Below are 21494 nucleotides of genomic sequence, written 5' to 3'. Positions count from 1 at the left end.
CAGCTGCCCGGCCGGTCCCGCTCAGCCGGCGTCCCGGCGCCGGATCCGGTTCCCGAGCCACACCAGCGGGTCGTACTTGCGGTCCACCGCCCGTTCCTTCAGCGGGATCAGGGCGTTGTCCGTGATCTTGATGTGTTCGGGGCACACCTCCGTGCAGCACTTCGTGATGTTGCAGTAGCCCAGCCCGTGCTCCTCCTGGGCCGTCGCCTTCCGGTCGAGTCCTGACTCGGCGGCGGCGTCCAGGGGGTGCATGTCCAGCTCCGCGACGCGCATCAGGAAGCGCGGTCCGGCGAATGCCGCCTTGTTCTCCTCGTGGTCGCGGACCACATGGCAGGTGTCCTGGCACAGGAAGCACTCGATGCACTTGCGGAACTCCTGCGAGCGCTCCACATCGACCTGCTGCATCCGGTAGTCGCCCGCCTTCACCCCTTCCGGGGGCACGAAGGCGGGCACTTCCCGTGCCTTGGTGTAGTTGAACGTCACGTCCGTCACCAGATCGCGGACGACCGGGAACGCCCGCAGCGGAGTGACGGTGATCGTCTCGTCCCGGCCGAACACCGACATGCGCGTCATGCACATCAGCCGCGGCCGCCCGTTGATCTCCGCGCTGCACGATCCGCACTTTCCCGCCTTGCAGTTCCAGCGCACCGCCAGATCGCCGGCCCGGGTGGACTGGATGCGGTGGATGATGTCGAGGACGACCTCGCCGTCGTTCACCTCGACCGTGAAGTCCTGCAGGTCACCGCCGTCGGCGTCGCCGCGCCACACCCTGAACCGGGCTTCGTAGCCGCTCACTCGTACAGCTCCTCTTCGGCGAGGTACTTGACCAGCTCCTCCTTCTCGAAGAGGGAGAGCAGGTCCGGTCGGATGGGTTCGGTCGTCTTCCGTTCGAGTTCGATCCGGCCGCCCGGCTTCACGGTTCCGTCCCCGGCCGGCCGGCACAGCAGATTGACCGGCCGCCAGGAGCGCTCCATCGTGGGGCAGTCCTCCCGGGTGTGACCGCCGCGGCTCTCCGTGCGCTCCAGCGCGGCCCGGGCGATGCACTCACTGACCAGCAGCATGTTCCGCAGGTCCAGAGCGAGGTGCCAGCCGGGGTTGAACTGCCGGTGCCCCTCGACCCCGGCGCGGCTAGCCCGTTCCCGCAGCCCGGCGAGCCTGTCCAGCGCCTGTTCCATCTCGGGCGCCCGCCGGATGATGCCGACCAGGTCGTTCATCGTCTGCTGCAGTTCCTGGTGGAGGGTGTACGGATTCTCCGTGGGCCCCCCGGTGGCGTCGGTGTCCCCGGCGCTGAACGGACGCAGTGCCTCCGCCGCTGCCGCGTCGATCTGCTCCTGGTCCACCACCGGTGGCGTGCCGGCGCCGCCCGCGTACGCGGCGGCGTGCTGTCCGGCGCGCCTGCCGAAGACCAGCAGATCGGAGAGGGAATTCCCGCCGAGCCGGTTGGAGCCGTGCATTCCGCCGGCCACCTCGCCTGCCGCGAAGAGACCGGGTACACCGACGGTCGCCGCGGTGTCCGAGTCGACGGCGATTCCGCCCATCACGTAGTGACAGGTCGGCCCGACCTCCATCGCCTCCGCCGTGATGTCGACATCCGCCAGTTCCTTGAACTGGTGGTACATCGACGGCAGCCGCCGCCGGATCGTCTCGGCCGGCATCCGGGTGGACACGTCCAGGAAGACGCCGCCGTGCGGGGAGCCGCGCCCCGCCTTCACCTCGGAATTGATGGCGCGGGCGACCTCGTCGCGCGGCAGCAGTTCGGGCGGGCGGCGGTTGTGGTCCGGGTCCTCGTACCAGCGGTCGCCCTCCTCCTCCGACTGCGCGTACTTCTCCTTGAACACATCGGGGACGTAGTCGAACATGAACCGCTTGCCCTCGGAGTTGCGCAGCACCCCACCGTCCCCGCGCACCGACTCGGTGACGAGGATCCCCTTCACCGACGGCGGCCAGACCATGCCGGTGGGGTGGAACTGCACGAACTCCATGTTCAGCAGCGGCGCGCCCGCGAGCAGCGCGAGGGCGTGCCCGTCACCGGTGTACTCCCAGGAGTTCGACGTGACCTTGAAGGACTTCCCGATGCCGCCGGTGGCCAGGACGACCGCGGGGGCCTCCAGGACGAAGAAGCGGCCGGACTCGCGCTCGTAGCAGAAGGTCCCGGCGACCCGCCCTCCGGGCTCCCGGCCGGGAGGCACCTCGGTCCCGCTCCGCTCGGCCTCCACGAGCACCCGTGTGACGGTGCACTCCTGGAAGACCTTCAGCCGGGCTTCGTAGTGGCCGTGCTCGCGGTAGTCCTCCTGCTGCAGCTGGACGATCTTCTGCTGGAGGGTGCGGATCAGTTCGAGGCCGGTACGGTCCCCGACGTGTGCGAGCCGCGGGTACTCATGGCCGCCGAAGTTGCGCTGGGAGATTTTCCCGTCCGGCGTCCGGTCGAAGAGCGCACCCCAGGTCTCCAGCTCCCAGACCCGGTCCGGCGCCTCCTTGGCGTGCAGCTCCGCCATCCGCCACTGGTTGAGGAACTTCCCGCCGCGCATGGTGTCGCGGAAGTGCACCTGCCAGTTGTCCCCGGAGTTCACATTGCCCATGGAGGCGGCGATCCCGCCCTCCGCCATGACCGTGTGCGCCTTGCCGAAGAGCGATTTGCAGATGACCGCGGTACGGGCTCCGCGCTCCCGCGCCTCGATGGCGGCGCGCAGCCCGGCGCCTCCGGCACCGACCACGACGACGTCCCACTGCTGTCGTTCGAGCTCTGTCATTCAGAAAAACCTCGGATCGTCGAAGGCGCCGGAGGCGACGAGGTACACGTAGAAGTCGGCGAGCGCCACGCTGATCAGGGAGGCCCAGGCGAGCAGCATGTGCCGGGCGTTCAGCCGGCCCACCCAGCCCCAGAGCCGGTAGCGCACGGGGTGCTTGGAGAAGTGCCGCAGCCGGCCGCCGATGATGTGCCGACAGGAGTGGCAGGAGAGGGTGTACGCCCAGATCAGCGTGATGTTGGCCAGGAAGATCAGGGAGCCGAGGCCCATGTGGCCCCAGGCGTAGTGCTCGTCGCGGAAGGAGAGCACGGTGTCGTACGTGAGGATCCCGGCGACCGGCACCGCGGCGTAGAAGAAGTACCGGTGGATGTTCTGCATGATCAGCGGGAAGCGGGTCTCGCCGGTGTACGCCGTATGAGGTTCGGCGACCGCGCAGGCGGGGGGCGATGCCCAGAAGCCCCGGTAGTAGGCCTTGCGGTAGTAGTAGCAGGTCAGCCGGAAGCCGAGCGGGAAGATCAGGATCAGCAGGGCGGGGGAGAGGCCCCACCAGCTGCCGAAGAGTTCCCAGTTCGGACCGTGCCGCATGGGGGCGCAGTTGTCGGCCAGACAGGGCGAGTAGAACGGCGACACGTACGGGGCGGCGTAGTAGTCGGCGTTCGAAAAGGCCCGCCACGTCGAGTAGACGATGAAGGCGAGGAGCCCGCCCGCGGTCGCCGCCGGGGCGAGCCACCAGCGGTCGGTGCGCAGATGGCGGGCGGCGATGGCGGCCCGCGACGCCTCGTGCACACCGGACGGGCGGGCGCGAGCGCCGCGCCGTCCCGGTTCACCGCGCCGGACTGGTTCCGTATCTGGTTCCGTACCGGTGGCCAAGGAACCCTCCTAGGGGGCATGCCTGCCGCGGACGCCCAGACCCTCGTCGTCGGAGTCCGTCCACAGGGTGGCGTCGTACGGCGCCTCGGTGATCGTGATGACGCCGTCGACGGGGTCGGTACCGCAGGCAGCTCCGGGCGGATGCGGAGCGGCTTCGGCCGCGCGCAGGTGCGCAAGGCTCCGCTCCAGCCGGCCGACGGTACGGGCCAGCTCGTCGATACAGCGCTGAACAGCGGTCAACTCGTCCTGCAATGACATGACTTGCTCTCACCTCCGCGGTCGCGGGCGGCAATGCTCATGCGCATGCGAGTGTCGCGCGTCACATCCCCTTTGGGAAGGGAGCGGACCGCCCGGCTTCGTCCGCGGCTGCTCCGCGCGGGTGAGGTTCGGGGCCCGTACGTCGTGTCGGCGCCGTCTCTCGCGCGTGAGCGCCTTCAGTGGGGGAGCGGAATCAGTGTGATCAACTGCAAATGCCACTAAAGATGCATCATCCAGTCCATTCCACTACGGGTGGACCGGGCCGGCCCCGGAGGTATCAGCCATGTCCCACGTCGGCGTCCCGCGCGGGACGATCCGAAAGCACCGCTCCCTCGCGCTCCTGGTCACGGGTGTGCTCACGGTTCCCGTGCTCGCCGGGTGCAGCAGTTCGGACAAGGCGGCCACCGGCGCCACCGTCGTCCCGCAGGACATCGCCCCCGCGGGCCGGAGCCAGGTCACCGAGGGCGGCACGGTCAACTGGGCGATCGACGCGATGCCGGTCACCTTCAACGCCTTCCAGGCGGACTCCGACGCGGCCACCACGCGTATCACCGGTGCCCTGCTGCCGACGCTCTTCCCGCTCGACGCCACGGGCACCCCGCGGATGAACCCGGACTATCTGGAGTCCGCGAAGATCGTCGAGCGGGAGCCCAAGCAGGTCGTCGTCTACCGGCTCAACCAGCAGGCGGTCTGGAGCGACGGCCGGGAGATCGGGGCCCCCGACTTCGTCGCCCAGTGGCGTGCGCTCAGCGGCAAGGACTCGGCCTTCTGGACTGCCCGCAACGCCGGCTACGAGCGGATCGAGCGGATCGAGCGCGGCGCCGACGACCTGGAGGTCCGGGTCACCTTCGCCAAGCCCTACGCGGACTGGCGCTCCCTCTTCTCCCCGCTGTACCCCAAGGAGATGACCAGTTCCCCGGACGCCTTCAACGACGCCGCGCGGACCACGCTCAAAGCCACCGCGGGACCGTTCCGGCTGCGCAGCGTGGACAAGTCGGCGGGCACCGTCACGCTGGTCCGCAACCCGCGCTGGTGGGGCAGCGCGGCCAAACTCGACTCGCTCGTCTTCCGGGCGGTCAAGCCGCAGGACCGGGCCACGGCGCTGGTCGAGGGCAAGGTCGACGTCGCCGACATCGACGCGGCGGCGGCCCGGCGGATCGTGGCCGCGGGGCGCGACCTCCCGGGCGGCGGTCAGTCGCTGACCGGCGGCCCGGGCTCCGAGGCCGGGCCGGCCGCCGCGCTGCGTTCCTGGGCCCTGGCGCACGGCTCCGACGAGAAGGCGGCCGCAGCCGCCCGGGTGGCCAGGGAGAAGATCCGGGCCGCCGCCGAGACGTACGCGGTCCAGCAGGACAAGCTGCGCGCCTACGCCGTACGCAAATCACTGGAGCCCGCCTACACCCAGCTGGCGCTGAACGGCGAGTCCGGGCCGCTCGCCGACGACCGGGTACGCCGCGCCGTCGCCCGCGCGCTGAACCGCAGGGAGCTCGCCGATGCCGTGCTGAGCCCGCTCGGCCTGCCCGCCGACCCGCTCGGCAGCCACCTGGCGCTGGCAGGTCAGCCCGGTTACCAGGACAGCAGCGGGGCGCTGGGCGACCAGGACACCGGGGAGGCGGAGGCGTTGCTGGCCGATGCCGGCTGGACGCGGGACGGAGCGCTGAAGAAGCGCGACGGCACGAAGGCGGGCAGCGAGGGCGAGAAGAAGAAGGACACGAAGGCCGACAAGGCGGAGAAGCCCGAGAAGGAGGAGAAGGCGAAGAAGGCGGAGGAGGCCGCGAGGGCCGACCGGAGCGACGGCAAGCCGGGCGACGACAGCGAGCCGGTCGTCGTCGAGGGCGAAAGCCCCGCCGTCCACGTCCTCGCCCCCGCCCCGGCCGCCGCGGTCCAGAGCGCCGCCCTGCTGCGCCAGGCCGGAAACTTCGAGGACGCCCGCGCGGTGGCGAGGAACGCCGCCGAGGCGGAGGGCGGTACCGCCGCTCTCCAGGGAGTCCGCGCGAAGATCACCGCCCAGGACCGCGGGCCGGGCGGCGTCGCCGGTGCCTACGCCCCCGCGGGCACCGCCGCCCCGGCCGCCCCGGCCGGCGCCGCCGAGCCCGTCCGCGGCCCCCTCGGTAAGGACGGCAAGGCGCTGACCTTGCGCTTTGTCCTTCCGTCCGGTCCCGGCTCGGAGTCGCTGCGGACCGTCGGGGACAAGATTTCGGCCATGCTCGACTCGATCGGCATCCGCACGGAGATCACCAAGGTCCCCGACGCCGGTTACTTCAAGGACTACGTCGCCTCCGGCAACTACGACCTGGCGCTGTACTCCTGGCCCGCCACCGCCTACCCGGCGACCGACGACCGTCCGATCTTCGCCAAGCCGGTGCCCGCCACGGACGGCTCGCTGCTCGTCGAGCAGAACTACACCCGCGTCGGCACGGACCACATCGACCAGCTCTTCGACCAGGCGGCCTCCGAGCTCGACGAGGGTACGGCCCGTGACCTGATGCGCCAGGCGGACGCCCGGATCTGGGCCGCCGCCGGATCGATTCCGCTGTATCAGCGCCCGCAGCTGGTGGCCACCGACAGGAAGCTCGTGAACGTCGGTGCCTTCGGCTTCGGCGCCCCGCAATACCAGGACATCGGCTTCAAGAAGCCGCAAGCGGCCGGTTCTCCGGCCAATCGTAAGAAGTAGCAGGTCAGAACCTCAGAGGAAGCTCAGAAAAGGCTCAACCCCCTTGCCCGCCGGGACCCCCGGCGGGCAAGGTCGTGATCACCCGTCGACCCGGGTAGCCGCTCTCCCTCACCGATCCCCGGCCGCTTGTTCCCTCCCCTCTCTGAGCCTCATCCGGAGCCCCAACTCCGCGGGCCTCACTCGGAGCCCCAACTCCGAGCCCCCACCTCGGGGCCCTGTCTCAGAGCCGCAGCTTCGGAGCCCCACCTCTGAAGCTGTTCGGAACCGTGCAGGAGCCCTCCCTTCCGGGGGAGGGTGATCACGGCTCCCGTGAACCTCGTCGGAAGAGATGGCCACGAGGACGGAAACACCGGGCGGACCGCGCGTACGGCGTCCGCGACGCGGCCCGCGTGTGGGGTACAGCACCCCCCGGCCGGCCGGGACGGGCCGGCCACCGCTCCCGCACGGGTACGGCGAAGGGCGGGTGCACCGTCGGACATGTCATGAACTGGAGTGCTTCGGACCACCGAGCCGCCCGTGGGTGAAGGGTTCTCCCGGGCGCGGGCGTGCCTCCGGCGCGGGCCGCGCAGCGCCGCCGCGGCAGCCTGCGAGCGGCCGGTAACACTTGCCCGGGAAGCCGCCCCGGCGCCAGCCCCGTACCATGGGGAGTAGCCGTGGCGCGTCCGCCCGGCGGGCGTACGAGGACTTGAGACCGACTAAGACGCCTGATCCCACGATCCGAGAGAAGCGCAAGCCACCCATGCCCACGCGCCACGACATCCGTAACGTAGCCATCGTCGCCCACGTCGACCACGGCAAGACCACGCTGGTCGACGCCATGCTCAAGCAGGCCGGCGCCTTCGCCGCGCACGCCGCCGAGCACCTCGACGACCGCATGATGGACTCGAACGACCTGGAGCGTGAGAAGGGCATCACGATCCTCGCCAAGAACACGGCGGTGAAGTATCACCCCAAGGACGGCGGGGACCCGATCACGATCAACATCATCGACACCCCCGGCCACGCCGACTTCGGCGGCGAGGTCGAGCGCGGTCTGTCGATGGTGGACGCGGTCGTGCTGCTCGTCGACGCTTCCGAGGGCCCGCTCCCGCAGACCCGCTTCGTGCTGCGCAAGGCGCTCGCCGCGAAGATGCCGGTCATCCTCTGCATCAACAAGACGGACCGCCCGGACTCCCGGATCGCCGAGGTCGTCGACGAGACGTACGACCTGTTCCTGGACCTGGACGCGGACGAGGACCAGATCGAGTTCCCGATCGTCTACGCCTGCGCCCGTGACGGCGTCGCCTCGCTGACCAAGCCCGAGGACGGCACCGTCCCGGCCGACAGCGAGAACCTGGAGCCGTTCTTCAACACGATCCTGTCGCACGTCCCGGCCCCGGAGTACGACGACGAGGCGCCGCTGCAGGCCCACGTCACCAACCTGGACGCCGACAACTTCCTCGGTCGTATCGCGCTCTGCCGCGTCGAGCAGGGTGAGCTGCGCAAGGGCCAGACCGTCACCTGGATCAAGCGTGACGGCACGATGTCCAGTGTCCGCATCACCGAGCTCCTGATGACCGAGGCGCTCACCCGCAAGCCGGCCGAGAAGGCGGGCCCGGGCGACATCTGCGCGATCGCCGGTATCCCGGACATCATGATCGGCGAGACGCTGGCCGACCCCGAGAACCCGATCGCGCTGCCGCTGATCACGGTCGACGAGCCGGCCATCTCGATGACCATCGGTACGAACACCTCGCCGCTGGTCGGCAAGGGCGGCAAGGGCCACAAGGTCACCGCCCGCCAGGTGAAGGACCGTCTGGACCGCGAGCTGATCGGTAACGTCTCGCTGCGCGTGCTGGACACCGAGCGTCCCGACGCCTGGGAGGTCCAGGGCCGCGGTGAGCTCGCGCTCGCCATCCTCGTCGAGCAGATGCGCCGTGAGGGCTTCGAGCTCACGGTCGGCAAGCCGGAGGTCGTCACCAAGCAGATCGACGGCAAGACGCACGAGCCGATCGAGCGCATGACGATCGACTCCCCCGAGGAGCACCTCGGTGCGATCACGCAGCTGATGGCGACCCGCAAGGGCCGCATGGAGACGATGACGAACCACGGTTCGGGCTGGGTCCGCATGGAGTGGATCGTCCCGTCCCGCGGCCTCATCGGCTTCCGTACGGAGTTCCTGACGCAGACCCGCGGTACGGGCATCGCGCACTCCATCTTCGAGGGCCACGAGCCGTGGTTCGGCGAGCTGCGCACCCGTCACAACGGTTCGCTGGTCGCGGACCGCGCGGGTTCGGTGACCCCGTTCGCGATGGTCAACCTCCAGGAGCGCGGTGTCATCTTCACCGAGGCCGGCACCGAGGTCTACGAGGGCATGATCGTCGGCGAGAACTCCCGCGCCGACGACATGGACGTGAACATCACCAAGGAGAAGAAGCTCACCAACATGCGTGCCGCCTCCGCGGACACCACGGAGAACGTGGTGCCGGCCCGGAAGCTGTCGCTCGAGCAGTCCCTCGAGTTCTGCCGTGAGGACGAGTGCATCGAGGTGACCCCGGCGACCGTGCGTATCCGCAAGGTCGTCCTGGACCAGAAGGAGCGCGGCCGCGCCGCGTCGCGCGCCAAGCGCTGACCTCGTACGACCCATTGACACAGGGCCCGGGCCCCCGCAGACACTGTGGGGGCCCGGGCCTTTTCGTCAACCCGGTTTTCTGTCCGGGGTGTCCGGATATCGGATGTCGCTCTCCGGAACATGTGTTAACGGTCCGTTTCGGGGGTGTCTGTCTGGGATCACTTTGTCCGGATTTCGGTCAACCACGCCCAGCTGATGTTGTCAAACCGAGACCCTTTAAGTGTGGTTTACAGCCCGGGCGTACTTAATAGTTGGCTCCATTGAGCTCGGGTCAATGGGTCACGCACTGTGGGGAGTGCCGACTCACGAGCACACTAGGGGCACTGAAACGATCACCGTCAGGGGTGTCGGTGGATCACTCCAGTGCCCTTCTTGTAGTCAAAAGTGGACTCATGAGGAGGAAACCCATGCGTGGTGCCAAGAGCGCCAAGTGGGTCGCGGGAGCGGCATTCATCGCCCTGGCCGCGACGGCTTGTGGTGGCGGTAACGACAACAATTCGGGCAGCGACGACGCCGGTCAGAAGTGGGACCCGAAGGGCATCGTCACGATGGCCTCCGGCGAACCGCAGAACGCCCTGCAGCCCGCCAACGTCATGGAGTCGTACGGCTCCGACGTCATCAAGTCGGTCTTCGCCCAGCTCGTCGACTACGACGCCAGCGGCAAGATCGTGATGGAGAACGCCGAGTCCGTCACCACGTCCGACTCGAAGACGTTCACCGTCAAGCTCAAGGACGGCTGGACCTTCCACGACGGCACCCCGGTGACCGCCAAGTCCTACGTCGACGCGTGGAACTGGGACGCCAACACCAAGAACGCCCAGCAGAACGCCTCCTGGTTCTCGGACATCAAGGGTTACTCCGATGTCCACCCGGAGAAGGGCGCGGCGAAGGCCGAGACCATGTCCGGTCTGAAGGTCGTCGACGACACCACCTTCACCATCGAGCTCACCAGCACGCTGCCGTACTTCGAGTACAAGCTGGCGTACACGGTCTTCTCGCCGCTCCCGGCGTCCTTCTACAAGGACCCGAAGGCCGCGGGCGAGCACCCGATCGGCAACGGCGCCTACAAGTTCGTCAAGTGGGAGCACAAGAAGCAGATCGAGGTCGCCAAGTACGACAAGTACAAGGGTGACAACGCCGCGCAGAACGGTGGCGTGATCTTCAAGAACTACACCACCCCCGAGGCGTCCTACGCGGACCTGCGCTCGGACAAGCTGGACGTGGTCGACCAGATCCCGACCGCCTCGCTGCCCAACTTCCAGCAGGACCTGGGCGACCGCGCCGTCAACAAGCCGTACTCGGCCATCACGACGATCGGTATCGCCTACTACTCGAAGCAGTGGAAGGACGTCGACCCCAAGGTCATCCAGGGTCTGTCCATGGCGATCGACCGTGCCACGATCACCAAGACGGTCCTCAACGGCCTGCGCACCCCGGCCACCGGCTGGGTCGCCAAGGGCGTCCTGGGTTACCAGGACGGCGCGGCCGGCGACGTGACGAAGTTCGACCCGGCGAAGGCCAAGGCCCTCATCAAGGAGGGTGGCGGCGTCCCGGGTAACAAGATCTCCATCCAGTACAACACCGACGGTGGTCACAAGGACTGGGTCGACGCGGTCTGCAACAGCATCCGCCAGGCCACCGGTGTCGACTGCGTCGGCGACGCCAAGGTCGACTTCCAGGCCGACCTGAAGGCGCGTGACGCCAAGCAGGTCAAGTCCATCTACCGTTCCGGTTGGGTGCTCGACTACCCGGTCAACGCCAACTTCCTCCGTGACCTGTACGGCACGGGTGCGGCGGGCAACCAGGGTGGCTACTCCAACAAGGACTTCGACGCCCTGACGAAGAAGGCCGACTCGGCCAAGACGCTGGACGAGTCCGTGAAGCTGTACCAGGACGCCGAGAAGTCCCTGGTCAACTCCATGCCGTCGATCCCGCTCTGGTACTACAACGTCAACGGTGGCCACTCCAACAACGTGAGCACGGTGGAGTTCGGCCAGGACGGTTCGCCGATCTACAACACCATCAAGGTCAAGGCGACCAAGTAACCACTCGGGACTGTTTCGGGTAGGCGCCGCCCGCGGCGGCGCCACCCTGGAGCGTCAGCAGCCGGCGGGGGCGGGCCTCGGACTCGTGGATGAGTCCGGGACGTCACCGTCGGCTGCGTCTGCGATTTACATGGAGGCATGATGGGGCGTTATGTCGCACGACGACTGCTCCAAATGATCCCGGTATTCCTGGGAACCACCTTTCTCATCTTCTACATGGTGTATGCCCTGCCCGGCGATCCCATCAGGGCACTGTGGGGAGAGAAGGCAGCCGACCCGGCGCAGGTAGCTGCCCTGCGTCATCAGTACGGGCTCGATCTGCCGCTGTGGCACCAGTACTGGAACTACCTGGTCAACCTGGTCCACTTCAACTTCGGTACCACCTACACCGGGCGTGCGGTCAGCGACTCGATGTCCATCGCCTTCCCGGCGACCCTGCGCCTGACCACGGTGGCGTTCGCCATCGAGGTCGTGCTCGGCATCGGTCTGGGTGTGCTCGCCGGCCTGCGCGCGAAGCGCCTCGTCGACACCCTGGTGATGGTCTTCACCCTGCTCGTCATCTCGGTTCCGGTCTTCGTGCTCGCCTACGTCCTTCGGGAGACGTTCGCGACGGGCCTGGGCTGGGTGACCCCCTCGGTCCAGGACGACACCGACTTCACCCAGCTCCTGCTGCCCGGTTTCGTGCTGGCGTCACTGTCCCTCGCGTACGTGGCGCGACTGTCCCGGACCTCGATCGTGGAGAACCTGCGCGCCGACTACATGCGCACCGCCGTCGCCAAGGGCCTGCCCCGGCGCCGCGTGGTGGGCGTGCACCTGATGCGCAACTCCCTCATCCCCGTCGTCACGTTCCTCGGCACCGACCTGGGCACGCTGATGGGCGGCGCGATCGTCACCGAGGGCATCTTCAATGTGCAGGGCGTCGGCAATCTGCTCTACCAGGGACTGTCCCGCCGTGAGGGCGCGACCGTCGTCGGTGTAGTGACCGTGATTGTCCTCGTCTTCCTCATCACCAGCCTGCTCGTCGACCTGCTGTACGCGGTCCTGGACCCGAGGATCCGGTATGCCTGACACTCTCACCGCGCCCGAGGCCGCCCCGGAGGACGTCGACAAGACACCGAAGGCGCAGAAGGCGGAGCGCGCCGGCAGCCTGTGGTCGGACGCCTGGCGGGACCTGCGGCACAACCCGCTCTTCGTGATCTCGTCCGTGCTGATCCTGCTGATCCTGGTCGTCGTGGCGGCCCCCGGCCTCCTCACCGAGGTCTCTCCGCGCGACGGCGACCTGACGCACCACTTCCTGACGCCGCCGAACTACTCGCACTTCTTCCAGGCGGACTGGTTCGGCTACGACAACCAGGGCCGCAGCGTCTACACCCGTGTGGTCTACGGCGCTCGCGCCTCGGTCACCGTCGGTGTCTCCGTGACGCTGCTGACCGCGGTCTTCGGTGGTCTGGTCGGCATGGTGGCCGGTTACTTCGGCGGCTGGATGGACGCGCTGCTCTCGCGCATCGTCGACATCTTCTTCGGCATCCCCTTCCTGCTCGGCAGCATGGTCGTCCTGAACGCCTTCACCGAGCGCAAGGTCTGGGTCGTCGTGCTGTCGATGGTCTTCCTCGGCTGGACGCAGTCGGCCCGCATCATGCGCGGTTCCGTCATCTCCATCCGCTCGGCCGACTACATCCAGGCGGCCCGGGCGCTCGGCGCGGGAACCTGGCGGATCCTGATGCGGCACGTGCTGCCCAACTCGCTGGCACCGCTGCTCGTCGTCTCGATGATCGCGCTCGGCGGCTACATCGGAGCCGAGGCCACCCTGTCCTACCTGGGTATCGGTCTTCAGGACCCGACGATCTCCTGGGGCATCGACATCTCGACCGCCTCGGGTGTTATCCGCAACGATCCGCACGTGCTGTTCTTCCCCGCAGCCGCTCTGAGCATCACCGTGCTGGCGTTCATCATGCTCGGCGACGCGGTGCGCGACGCCCTTGACCCCAAGCTGCGCTGAGGGAGACGTACGTGAGCACCATCGATACCAAGCCGGTCGTCCCTGGCCAGCGTGGCGAGGACGACCACACCGGGCCTCTGCTCGAAGTCCGCGACCTGCACGTGGAGTTCCACACCCAGGAGGGCATCGCCAAGGCGGTCAACGGGGTCAACTACTCCGTGAACGCCGGTGAGACCCTCGCCGTGCTCGGCGAGTCCGGCTCCGGCAAGTCCGTGACCGCTCAGGCGATCATGGGCATCCTCGACATGCCGCCCGGCAGCATCCCGCAGGGCGAGATCCTCTTCCGCGGCCAGGACATGCTCAAGATGTCCAACGAGGAGCGCCGGCAGATCCGCGGCCAGAAGATCGCGATGATCTTCCAGGACGCGCTCTCCTCACTGAACCCCGTCCTCTCCGTCGGCTACCAGCTCGGCGAGATGTTCCGGGTGCATCAGGGGCTCTCCAAGAAGGACGCCCGGATCAAGTCCATCGAGCTGATGGACCGGGTGCGGATCCCGGCCGCCAAGGCGCGCGTCGGCGACTACCCGCACCAGTTCTCCGGCGGTATGCGCCAGCGCATCATGATCGCCATGGCGCTGGCCCTGGAGCCGGACCTGATCATCGCGGACGAGCCGACCACCGCGCTCGACGTGACCGTCCAGGCCCAGGTGATGGACCTCCTCGCGGAGCTCCAGCGCGAGTACAACATGGGCCTCATCCTGATCACGCACGACCTCGGTGTCGTCGCCGACGTCGCGGACAAGATCGCCGTGATGTACGCGGGCCGGATCGTCGAGACCGCCCCGGTCCACGAGATCTACAAGCGCCCGGCACACCCGTACACCAAGGGTCTGCTGGCGTCGATCCCGCGGCTGGACCAGAAGGGCCAGGAGCTCTTCGCGATCAAGGGTCTGCCGCCCAACCTGCTCCACGTGCCGACGGGTTGTGCGTTCAACCCGCGCTGCACGATGGCGCAGGACATCTGCCGTACGGACACCCCGGCCCTGCGCCCGGTGACCGAGCAGGACGGCACCGAGCTGGTCGGCCGCGGCAGCGCCTGCCACTTCTGGAAGGAGACGATCCATGGCTGACATCAGCAAGAAGACCGTGGACGCCACCCCGAACGTCACCGAAGTGGAGACGGTCGACGCCGTCACCGAGGCGGATGCCGTTGCCGCCATCGAGGCGCCGGTGCAGCAGGGCGAACCGATTCTTCAGGTCCGCAACCTGGTCAAGCACTTCCCGCTGACCCAGGGCATCCTGTTCAAGAAGCAGATCGGCGCGGTCAAGGCCGTGGACGGCATCTCGTTCGACCTGTTCCAGGGCGAGACGCTCGGCATCGTGGGCGAGTCCGGCTGTGGCAAGTCCACCGTCGCCAAGCTCCTGATGACGCTGGAGCAGGCCACGGCCGGCGAGGTCTTCTTCAAGGGCCAGGACATCACCAAGCTGTCCGGCCGGGCGTTGAAGGCGGTCCGCCGCAACATCCAGATGGTGTTCCAGGACCCGTACACCTCGCTGAACCCGCGGATGACGGTCGGCGACATCATCGGGGAGCCCTACGACATCCACCCCGAGGTGGCCCCGAAGGGCGACCGGCGCCGCAAGGTGCAGGACCTGCTCGATGTCGTGGGTCTGAACCCGGAGTACATCAACCGGTATCCGCACCAGTTCTCCGGCGGTCAGCGCCAGCGCATCGGCATCGCCCGCGGCCTCGCGCTCAACCCCGAGATCATCATCTGCGACGAGCCGGTCTCCGCGCTCGACGTGTCGGTGCAGGCGCAGGTCATCAACCTGATGGAGAAGCTGCAGGACGAGTTCAACCTCTCCTACCTCTTCATCGCGCACGACCTGTCGATCGTCCGGCACATCTCGGACCGGGTCGGCGTCATGTACCTCGGCAAGATGGCCGAGATCGGTACGGACACGCAGATCTACGAGCACCCGACGCACCCCTACACCCAGGCGCTGCTGTCGGCGGTCCCCGTTCCGGACCCGGATGCCCGTGAGCGCCGCGAGCGGATCATCCTCACCGGTGACGTCCCCTCGCCGGCGAACCCGCCGTCGGGCTGCCGCTTCCGCACCCGCTGCTGGAAGGCCGAGGACAAGTGCGCCACGGAGGTTCCGCTGCTCGCGGTCCCCGAGCGCTTCAAGTCCGTTGACACCCCGGCGGCGCACGAGTCGGCGTGCCACTTCGCCGAGGAGAAGGACGTGGTCGGCGCGGCCTGATGCCCCGCTGAACGCTCCGATCGTTTCGGACCCCGTGGAAGCCTGTTCGGGCTTCCACGGGGTCCGTTGCGTGCGCGCCCGAACAGGGCGGGTGCGCGCCGAACGCCCCCGCCCGGAGCCCGGCGGGGACGTTCGGCGTCGGCGGCCCGAACACCCGGCACCCGGATGGGTGGGGCAGACGTGCACAAGATGGTTCAAACGGTGATATTTGACTCCAAGTAAGTCGTGGCATTACGAGGAGGCATTCCATGCGCGGAGCCACACAGGCCAAATGGGCCGCATGCGCGATGGCCGTGGCCCTGGCGGCGACGGCCTGCGGCGGTGGGGGCGGCAGCGGCGGTGGTGGTGGCGCCGATGGGATCGTGAGCTCCTCCTGGGGGGACCCGCAGAACCCCCTGGAGCCCGCCAACACCAACGAGGTCCAGGGCGGCAAGGTCCTCGACATGGTCTTCCGGGGCCTCAAGAAGTACGACCCGAAGACCGGCGCGGCCACGAACATGCTCGCCGACAAGATCGAATCGACCGACTCGCAGAACTTCACCGTCACGGTGAAGGACGGCTGGACCTTCAGCAACGGCGAGAAGATCACCGCGAAGTCCTTCGTGGACGCCTGGAACTACGGCGCCCTGCTGAAGAACAATCAGAAGAACGCCTACTTCTTCGGGTACATCGACGGCTACGACAAGGTCCACCCCTCGTCCGGCAAGGCCACCGCGGGGACACTCTCCGGGCTCAAGGTCGTCGATCCCATGACCTTCACGGTGAAGCTGTCGCAGAAGTTCTCGCTCTGGCCCGACACCCTGGGCTACCCGGCCTTCGCCCCGCTGCCGCAGTCCTTCTTCACCGACCACGCGGGCTGGCTCTCCAAGCCCGTCGGCAACGGCCCGTACACCATCGACAAGTACACCAAGGGCTCCTCGATGAGCCTGCGCAAGTGGGACAAGTACCCCGGTGACGACAAGGCCCAGAACGGCGGCATCGACCTCAAGGTCTACACCGACAACAACACGGCCTACACCGACCTCATCGCGGGCAACCTCGACCTCGTCGACGACGTACCGGCCTCGCAGCTCAAGAACGTCAAGGCCGACCTCGGCGACCGGTACATCAACACCCCGGCCGGCATCATCCAGACCCTCGCCTTCCCCTTCTACGACAAGAAGTGGGACACCCCCGGCGGGATCAAGGTCCGGCAGGGCCTGTCGATGGCGATCAACCGCGCCCAGATCACCGACCAGATCTTCCAGAAGACCCGCACCCCCGCATCGGACTGGACCTCCCCGGTCCTCGGCGCGGACGGCGGCTTCAAGGAGGGGCTGTGCGGCTCCCCGTGCGAATACGACGCGGCGGGCGCCAAGAAGCTGATCCAGGAGGGCGGCGGCATCCCCGGCGGCCAGCTGAAGATCTCGTACAACGCGGACAGCGGCTCGCACAAGGAGTGGGTCGACGCCGTCTGCAACAGCATCAACAAGGTGATGGGGAACAACAAGGCCTGCGTCGGCTCCCCGGTCGGCACCTTCGCCGACTTCCGCAGCCAGGTCTCCCAGCAGAAGCTCACCGGTGCCTGGCGCGCGGGCTGGCAGATGGACTACCCGCTGATCCAGAACTTCCTGCAGCCCCTCTACTACACCGACGCCTCGTCCAACGACGGCAAGTGGAGCAGCAAGAAGTTCGACTCCCTGATCGACAAGGCGAACGCCGAGTCCGACCGGGCCAAGGCCGTCACCACCTTCCAGGACTCGGAGAAGGTCCTCGCCGACCAGATGCCCGTCATCCCGCTCTGGTACCAGAACGGCAGCGCCGGCTACTCGGACCGGATCACCGACGTCGCGCTGAACCAGTTCAGCGTCCCGGTGTACGAGCAGATCAAGGTCAAGTAACCCCTCCGGCCGGGTGGCGGGTGCGCCGAGCCGCACCGGTCACCCGGCTTCCCCATCCCCGGGCAACCGACCCCCGAGACCACGGAGTCCTCATGGGACGTTATGTGATCCGGCGCCTGCTGCAGATGATCCCGGTCTTCTTCGGCACCACGCTGCTGATCTTCCTCATGGTGAACGTGATGGGTGACCCCATCGCGGGTCTCTGCGGCGACCGCCAGTGCGATCCGGCGACCGCCGCCCAGCTCCGCTCGGAGTTCGGCCTCGATAAGCCGGTCCTGCAGCAGTACGGCACCTACATGGTCAATGTCTTCACCGGCAACTTCGGCACCGCGTTCAACGGCCAGAAGGTCACCGAACTGATGGCCACCGCCTTCCCCATCACCATCCGGCTCACCATCATCGCCATCGTCTTCGAGATCGTCATCGGCATCACCCTCGGCGTCGTCACCGGGCTGCGACGCGGCAGGCCCGTCGACACCACCGTGCTGATCCTGACCCTGGTCGTCATCTCCATCCCGACCTTCGTCACCGGCCTGCTGCTCCAGCTCCTCCTCGGTGTGAAGTGGGGAGTCATCCAGCCGTCCGTCTCCCCGGAGGCACCGTTCCAGGAACTCCTCGTCCCCGGGCTGGTGCTCGCCTCCGTCTCCCTGGCGTACGTCACCCGGCTCACCCGGACCTCGATCGCCGAGAACGCCCGCGCCGACTACGTCCGCACCGCCACCGCCAAGGGCCTCCCCAGACGCCGGGTCGTCATCCGGCATCTGCTGCGCAACTCGCTGATCCCCGTCGTCACCTTCATCGGTACGGACGTGGGCGCCCTGATGGGCGGGGCGATCGTCACCGAGCGCATCTTCAACATCCACGGGGTCGGCTACCAGCTCTACCAGGGCATCCTGCGCCAGAACTCCCAGACGGTCGTCGGTTTCGTCACCGTCCTGGTCCTGGTCTTCCTGGCGGCCAACCTGATCGTCGACATCCTGTACGCCGTACTCGACCCGAGGATCCGCTATGCCTGAGCAGACGCCGGACGAAGCGATCTCCGCGGGCGGAGCAGGAGCGGGCATGGACCTCGCCATCGAGGAAGGGGAGTCGCTGGAGCGGACTCCGGGCGGCCCCGAAGGGACCGGGCCGGCCGAGCGGCCCCGCAGTCTCTGGTCCGACGCCTGGCGCGACCTGCGCCGCAACCCGGTCTTCATCATCTCCGCCCTGGTCATCCTCTTCCTGGTGGTCATCTCGATCTGGCCGTCACTCATCACGGACCAGGACCCCCTCAGCTGCGACCTGGCCAAGGCCCAGGAGAGCTCCCAGCCCGGCCACCCGTTCGGCTTCGACGGGCAGGGCTGCGACGTCTACACCCGTACCGTCTACGGGGCCAGAGCGTCGGTCACCGTGGGCGTCTGCTCCACCATCGGGGTATCGATCCTCGGCGGCATCCTGGGCGGGCTGGCCGGCTTCTTCGGCGGCTGGTGGGATTCGATCCTCTCCCGCCTCACCGACGTGTTCTTCGGCATCCCGGTCGTCCTCGGCGGCCTGGTCTTCCTCTCCGTGGTGGTCAGCTCCACCGTCTGGCCGGTGATCGGCTTCATCGTGCTGCTGGGCTGGCCGCAGATCGCCCGCATCGCGCGCGGCTCGGTCATCACCGCCAAACAGAACGACTACGTACAGGCGGCCCGCGCGCTCGGCGCGTCCAACTCCCGGATCATGCTGCGCCACATCACGCCCAACGCGGTCGCCCCCGTGATCGTCGTCACGACCATCGCGCTGGGTACGTACATCTCGCTGGAAGCGACCCTCTCGTTCCTCGGCGTCGGCCTGAAGCCGCCGGCCGTCTCCTGGGGCATCGACATCTCCGCCGCGGCCAACTACGTCCGCAACGCCCCGCACATGCTGCTCTGGCCCGCCGGCGCGCTGGCGATCACCGTGCTCGCGTTCATCATGCTCGGCGACGCGGTGCGCGACGCCCTCGACCCCAAGCTGCGCTGAGGAGCCCGCTGCCATGTTGCTCGAAGTGCGCGATCTGCATGTGGAGTTCCACACCCGGGACGGGGTGGCCAAAGCCGTCAACGGGGTCAACTACTCGGTCGCCGAGGGCGAGACGCTCGCCGTCCTCGGCGAGTCCGGCTCCGGGAAGTCGGTGACGGCGCAGGCGATCATGGGCATCCTCGACATGCCGCCGGGGAAGATCAGCGGCGGCGAGATCGTCTTCAAGGGCCGCGATCTGCTGACGCTGAAGAAGGAGGAGCGCCGGAAGGTCCGCGGCCAGGAGATGGCCATGATCTTTCAGGACGCACTCTCGTCGCTCAACCCCGTGCTCAGCGTGGGGGACCAGCTCGGCGAGATGTTCGTCGTGCACCGCGGGATGTCCCGCAAGGACGCCAGGCGCAAGGCCATCGAGCTGATGGACCGGGTCCGCATCCCGGCCGCGAAGGAACGCATCGGGAACTACCCGCACCAGTTCTCCGGCGGCATGCGCCAGCGCATCATGATCGCCATGGCGATGGCGCTGGAACCCTCGCTGATCATCGCGGACGAGCCCACCACCGCCCTCGACGTGACCGTCCAGGCCCAGGTGATGGACCTGCTGGCCGAGCTCCAGCGCGAACTCAACATGGGGCTCATCCTGATCACCCACGACCTCGGCGTGGTCGCGGACGTGGCCGACTACATCGCCGTGATGTACGCGGGCCGGATCGTCGAGACGGCCCCCGTCCACGAGATCTACAAGGCCCCCGCCCACCCGTACACCAGGGGCCTCCTCCAGTCGATCCCGCGGCTGGACCAGAAGGGCCAGGAGCTGTACGCGATCAAGGGGCTGCCGCCCAACCTGCTGCACATCCCGCCCGGCTGCGCCTTCAACCCGCGCTGCCCGATGGCCCAGGACATCTGCCGCGGCGAGGTACCGCCCCTGTTCGAGGTGGCCGCACACCGCGAGAGCGCCTGCTACTTCTGGAAGGAGACGCTCGATGCGCGCTGAACAGGGGAGCACTCGCGCGGGCGGCGAACCCATTCTGGAGGTCCGCGATCTCGTCAAGCACTATCCGCTGACCCAGGGCATCCTCTTCAAGAAGCAGGTCGGTGCGGTCAAGGCGGTCGACGGCGTCTCCTTCGAACTGGCCGCGGGCGAGACCCTCGGCATCGTGGGGGAGTCCGGCTGCGGAAAGTCGACCGTCGCCAAGCTGCTCGTCCATCTGGAACAGCCGACGGCCGGATCGATCAAGTACAAGGGCGAGGAGATCACCCAGTTGTCCGGCCGGGCGCTGAAGGCGGTCCGCCGCAACATCCAGATGGTGTTCCAGGACCCGTACACCTCGCTGAACCCGCGGATGACGGTCGGCGACATCATCGGGGAGCCCTACGACATCCACCCCGAGGTGGCCCCGAAGAGCGACCGGCGCCGCAGGGTGCAGGACCTGCTCGATGTCGTGGGTCTGAACCCGGAGTACATCAACCGGTATCCGCACCAGTTCTCCGGCGGTCAGCGCCAGCGCATCGGCATCGCCCGCGGCCTCGCGCTCAACCCCGAGATCATCGTCGCGGACGAGCCGGTCTCGGCCCTCGACGTCTCCGTCCAGGCACAGGTCATCAACCTGCTCGACCGGCTGCAGGCGGAGTTCAATCTGAGTTACGTCTTCATCGCGCACGACCTCTCGATCGTCCGGCACATCTCCGACCGGGTCGGCGTGATGTATCTGGGCCGGCTCGCCGAGATCGGCACGGACGCGCAGATCTACGACCACCCCACGCACCCCTACACCCAGGCGCTGCTGTCCGCCGTGCCGGTGCCCGACCCGATGGCGCGCGAGCACCGCGAGCGGATCATCCTCACCGGTGACGTCCCCTCGCCGGCGAACCCGCCGTCCGGCTGCCGTTTCCGCACCCGTTGCTGGAAGGCCCAGGAGCGGTGCGAACTGGAGGTGCCCCTGCTCGCGGTCCCGGCGGTCTTCCGGCTGACGGACACCCCGGCCCGGCACGAGTCGGCGTGCCACTTCGCCGAGGAGAAACAAGTGGTCCCGCCGGAGCAGCTGTTGGCGCCGCCCCCTGGCACCCCGGGTGAGCAGGGCGAACCGCCGGGAGGACCGGAGCAGCCGGAGTCGCCGGACACCGCAGCGGGCAGGGAAGAGGAACCGCCGCCCCCGCCCGGAGGGAGCCCGGCCGGCTGAGCGGCACCGGGACCCGGCCCCGGGCTCGTTTACGCACGGGCAACCCGG

16 protein-coding genes are annotated in these 21494 nt (G+C 68.1%); 12 read left to right on the top strand and 4 right to left on the bottom strand.

The genetic code is table 11. From position 1 onward, the window contains the following. Positions 1-21 precede the first annotated feature (21 nt). From ACFVXE_RS18760 to ACFVXE_RS18745, 4 genes are read right to left on the bottom strand one after another with little or no spacing between them, the layout of a single operon-like run. Positions 22-795, bottom strand: a complete 774-nt coding sequence (locus ACFVXE_RS18760) for a succinate dehydrogenase/fumarate reductase iron-sulfur subunit (protein WP_389672278.1) — start codon at positions 793-795, stop codon at positions 22-24. After that, positions 792-2750: a fumarate reductase/succinate dehydrogenase flavoprotein subunit gene (locus ACFVXE_RS18755; RefSeq protein WP_389672276.1), complete on the bottom strand. Its 1959-nt coding sequence runs from the start codon at positions 2748-2750 to the stop codon at positions 792-794. Before ACFVXE_RS18755 ends, ACFVXE_RS18760 begins: the two co-directional genes overlap by 4 nt. Further along, positions 2751-3617 carry a hypothetical protein gene (locus tag ACFVXE_RS18750; RefSeq protein WP_389672275.1) on the bottom strand — a complete coding sequence of 289 codons (867 nt, stop codon included), beginning with the start codon at positions 3615-3617 and terminating at the stop codon, positions 2751-2753. It lies immediately after the preceding gene. A 9-nt stretch (positions 3618-3626) separates the two neighbouring features. Beyond that, positions 3627-3875 carry a hypothetical protein gene (locus ACFVXE_RS18745; RefSeq protein WP_389672273.1) on the bottom strand — a complete coding sequence of 83 codons (249 nt, stop codon included), beginning with the start codon at positions 3873-3875 and terminating at the stop codon, positions 3627-3629. Positions 3876-4158: 283 nt separating this feature from the next. Between ACFVXE_RS18745 and ACFVXE_RS18740 the strand changes: the two genes are divergently transcribed. From ACFVXE_RS18740 to ACFVXE_RS18685, 12 genes are all read left to right on the top strand, one after another. Beyond that, positions 4159-6546, top strand: coding sequence for an ABC transporter family substrate-binding protein (locus tag ACFVXE_RS18740; protein ID WP_389672272.1), 2388 nt, complete (start codon positions 4159-4161; stop codon positions 6544-6546). 739 nt (positions 6547-7285) lie between these two features. Further along, a complete protein-coding gene (typA, locus tag ACFVXE_RS18735; protein ID WP_389672270.1) occupies positions 7286-9157 on the top strand; it encodes a translational GTPase TypA in 1872 nt (623 codons plus the stop codon). 407 nt (positions 9158-9564) lie between these two features. Then, a complete protein-coding gene (locus ACFVXE_RS18730; RefSeq protein ID WP_389672268.1) occupies positions 9565-11202 on the top strand; it encodes an ABC transporter substrate-binding protein in 1638 nt (545 codons plus the stop codon). A 141-nt stretch (positions 11203-11343) separates the two neighbouring features. Next, the gene (locus tag ACFVXE_RS18725) at positions 11344-12270 is read left to right on the top strand and encodes an ABC transporter permease (RefSeq protein WP_389672346.1); all 927 of its coding nucleotides are present in this window, start codon (positions 11344-11346) and stop codon (positions 12268-12270) included. Beyond that, positions 12263-13201: an ABC transporter permease gene (locus ACFVXE_RS18720; protein WP_389672266.1), complete on the top strand. Its 939-nt coding sequence runs from the start codon at positions 12263-12265 to the stop codon at positions 13199-13201. Before ACFVXE_RS18725 ends, ACFVXE_RS18720 begins: the two co-directional genes overlap by 8 nt. Before the next feature lie 11 nt (positions 13202-13212). Next, on the top strand, positions 13213-14271 hold the full coding sequence (locus ACFVXE_RS18715) for an ABC transporter ATP-binding protein (protein ID WP_389672264.1): 1059 nt from the start codon (positions 13213-13215) through the stop codon (positions 14269-14271). Continuing rightward, positions 14264-15406: an ABC transporter ATP-binding protein gene (locus tag ACFVXE_RS18710; protein WP_389672262.1), complete on the top strand. Its 1143-nt coding sequence runs from the start codon at positions 14264-14266 to the stop codon at positions 15404-15406. Before ACFVXE_RS18715 ends, ACFVXE_RS18710 begins: the two co-directional genes overlap by 8 nt. A 248-nt stretch (positions 15407-15654) precedes the next feature. Further along, complete coding sequence (locus ACFVXE_RS18705) at positions 15655-17286, top strand: ABC transporter substrate-binding protein (RefSeq protein ID WP_389672260.1); 1632 nt, start codon at positions 15655-15657, stop codon at positions 17284-17286. A gap of 92 nt (positions 17287-17378) precedes the next feature. Further along, complete coding sequence (locus ACFVXE_RS18700) at positions 17379-18302, top strand: ABC transporter permease (RefSeq protein ID WP_389672258.1); 924 nt, start codon at positions 17379-17381, stop codon at positions 18300-18302. After that, entirely contained in the window at positions 18295-19269 is a 975-nt protein-coding gene (locus tag ACFVXE_RS18695; protein ID WP_389672256.1) for an ABC transporter permease, read from the top strand. The genes ACFVXE_RS18700 and ACFVXE_RS18695 overlap by 8 nt, the downstream gene beginning before the upstream one ends. A gap of 13 nt (positions 19270-19282) precedes the next feature. After that, complete coding sequence (locus tag ACFVXE_RS18690) at positions 19283-20260, top strand: ABC transporter ATP-binding protein (protein WP_389672254.1); 978 nt, start codon at positions 19283-19285, stop codon at positions 20258-20260. Then, positions 20250-21446, top strand: coding sequence for an ABC transporter ATP-binding protein (locus tag ACFVXE_RS18685; protein ID WP_389672253.1), 1197 nt, complete (start codon positions 20250-20252; stop codon positions 21444-21446). The genes ACFVXE_RS18690 and ACFVXE_RS18685 overlap by 11 nt, the downstream gene beginning before the upstream one ends. Positions 21447-21494 lie beyond the last annotated feature (48 nt).

Source organism: Streptomyces sp. NPDC058231 (assembly GCF_042882275.1).
Taxonomy (GTDB): Bacteria; Actinomycetota; Actinomycetes; order Streptomycetales; family Streptomycetaceae; genus Streptomyces.
This window is presented reverse-complemented; position numbering and strand designations above follow the sequence as displayed.